This window comes from Mesorhizobium sp. M7A.F.Ca.MR.362.00.0.0, assembly GCF_004023175.1.
In the GTDB taxonomy this organism is placed as follows: Bacteria; Pseudomonadota; Alphaproteobacteria; order Rhizobiales; family Rhizobiaceae; genus Mesorhizobium.
Map to the genome: position 1 here is coordinate 1 of NZ_RZTF01000606.1, position 2,512 is coordinate 2,512.

Annotated in this window: 2 protein-coding genes; both read right to left on the reverse strand. The window is 59.5% G+C overall.

Annotation, left to right across the window (positions count from 1 at the left end):
• Positions 1–31 precede the first annotated feature (31 nt).
• The gene (locus EOC06_RS35860) at positions 32–766 is read right to left on the reverse strand and encodes an AraC family transcriptional regulator (protein WP_095488479.1); all 735 of its coding nucleotides are present in this window, start codon (positions 764–766) and stop codon (positions 32–34) included.
• A gap of 244 nt (positions 767–1,010) precedes the next feature.
• A complete protein-coding gene (locus EOC06_RS35865) occupies positions 1,011–1,964 on the reverse strand; it encodes a LysR family transcriptional regulator (protein ID WP_189367592.1) in 954 nt (317 codons plus the stop codon).
• Positions 1,965–2,512: the final 548 nt, after the last annotated feature.

Sequence of the window (2,512 nt, forward strand, 5' to 3'; positions counted from 1 at the left end):
ATACTAGTTTTTTCCGATCCCCACCTTTGCGTCAGGCAGACCTTTCTCTGCGCGCCGCCATTTTGCGATAGCGGAGCGGCGAGAGCCCATGGATCGCCTTGAAGGCCGTGGAGAAATTGTTGCTGTTTTCGTAGCCTAAGGATTCAGCGACCTCGGCCACGCTTTCATGCCCGCTTCGCAAACGGGCGGCAGCCTCAATCATCCGATAGTGCCGGAACCAGGTCATAGGCCCGCAGCCAAAGGCAGCCTCGAAGCGGTTAACCAGCGTTGTCTTGTTGGTCCCGGCTATGCGCGCCAGTTCGCCGAGGGCGATCTGCTGATCGACTCGCTGTGCCAGCAGAGCGCAAGCCTTCTGAATGAGGGGGTCGGCTGAGAAGAATAGCGGTGCAGAACGCCGCGCGATCTGAGCGACGCAGGCAGTCAGTCTGCTCACAACTTCCTGCTCGATCAGTGGCCACAACAGGTAATCGGAATACCCGTCGGAGAAAACCGCCTCTCGGTCCAGCCTGTCTTCGGAAACCAGAGCTAGTTGCACCAGTTCGGAAGGGAGCTTCGCATGACCGTACCCATGTTGCTCCCATTCGCGGCAATCGATGATGACGATTTGCGCGCAGCGCCCCGGCCGCAACGAACGGTGCTCAAGAATATCGATCTGCCGCACTTCGTTGGGCAGAATGCCAAAGATCCGAGAACTCGCAATTTGTGCCAAACACTTACCTGCCAACGGGTCGGGGCCAAGATACGCGGCCAGAATCGATGCATGCACCTCGGTAACACCCTGATAACATGGCCTGCGAAGGCCTTGACGCGGCCGAACGGCGGTCGAAGAAGGTGGGTCTTGGTTTGTGTAGTTGGGTGGAAGTGTGAATACCTTCTTCACAGCAGATGCTCGCTCGACGTCGGCGCGCGTCGGTTTCACTGAGTTGGCAGCGGAACCAGCATCGTGTCCCGACGGACGAGGGGGTAATGAACCGGCTCGGTCCTGAGGATAGGGCCAGACTTCGATCGCATCACGCTTCTTCCCTTGGCGAAGCATCAGCCGTTTGCCCTCTCATTGTCGATGGATGCGCCAACTCTGTTCCCGCCGCCGCTGCAGCGGCAATCTTGTGGCGCAACCAGTGATGCTCTGGGTCGCGATGGCAGCGCTCGTGCCAAATTAGCCCAACCTCGTAAGGCGACAGTTCCACCGGGGGATCGAGAATCGCTAGGGGGAGCAAGGCGGCGATCCGTGTCGCGACGCGGTGTGGCACAATCAGCACCAGATCGGTCGCCGCGATGGCCACAGCAGTCGTCAGGAGATTGGACACCAGCACCGGATCGCGATCTTGGAGGTGTAAATTGGCCAGATCATCATGTACCCGGCCGAAGCCATCCTTCGAATCCGAGCCAATGGCGGCGTGGCGCAGGGCAGCGAAGGTCTCGATCGTCCATTCCTGCGCCAGGGCTGGGTGGTCGCAACGTAGCAGGCAGGCGAAGCGGTCAGTATAGAGCCTGCGCCGAAAGAAGCCCGGTGGCGTGCCACCGGTCTGCCCAACAGCCAGATCGATCTCGCCTTGCTCAAGCCGCCGGAGCGCGCCTGTTAGAAACGAGCCGGTTACGATGTCGAGATTAGGCGCGTGCTCGCGCAGGAGGGGTAGGAGAGGCGGCAGCAAGATCAGGGCTTGATGGTCGGGTATCGCCATTATTGTCTTTGATCGCCTTTCCCCCTGGCGGTTCACCATCCCGCGGAGCGCATCCAACACCGGCGGCAGCATTTGGGCCAACCGTTCGGCCTGCGGCGTCGGGACCAAGCCGCTCGAGCCGCGAACCAAAAGATCGTCCTTGAAAATGCCACGCAGCCGTGTCAACGCTCGGCTCATCGACGGTTGGCTCAAGCGCACGTGCCGAGCCGCATGCGTGACGTTGCGGTGCTCCAGCAGCGCCTCAAGAGACAACAGTAAGTTCAGGTCAATGGACGCCAGCATTTTCTGTTGCCGTGCGGCGCGAGCGCCCTCGACAACCAGTCGTGGCCGCTCACGCGTCTTTGAAGAAATCTGCCGACGGCAAGAGAGCTCACCCATGTCTTTTTCCTCTTGTTTTAATATGGAAGAATGTGCTCAAGCTAACGTCTTGAGATCTGGCGTGCGGTGTGGGTCGATGCTGCTTAGCACATCAACGATGTCGCCAACCGGGTTGGTCGACATATTCATACACGGTTGTCTCGATCAGCGAAGCGATGACAGTCGAATGCTCGACACCGACGGACCCGGCGACCAGAGCCCTTATTGCGGATCGGCTCAACTAGTTTGACGAGTGGGCGCAGCCGCGAGTTCTTCGCTTGCCAGCACAATCGGCTACAATCCAACTGTAGTTGGTCGGTTCATCGCCATCGGGCTTACCACAGCACATTAACCAAGCCTCGCCGCGGCGAGGCCGGGATGCTGCCCTGATTCACTTGGTCGCGATCAGCCTCATACTGGCAAGTCCGCCGCCTCGAGTTTGGCGAGAAAGCCGCTGCACCATCGATAGACAT

Coding starts and splice junctions, on each gene's coding strand:
- EOC06_RS35865 (WP_189367592.1), bottom strand. CDS start 1,964: ATGCTGGCGTCCATTGACCTGAACTTACTGTTGTCTCTTGAGGCGCTG.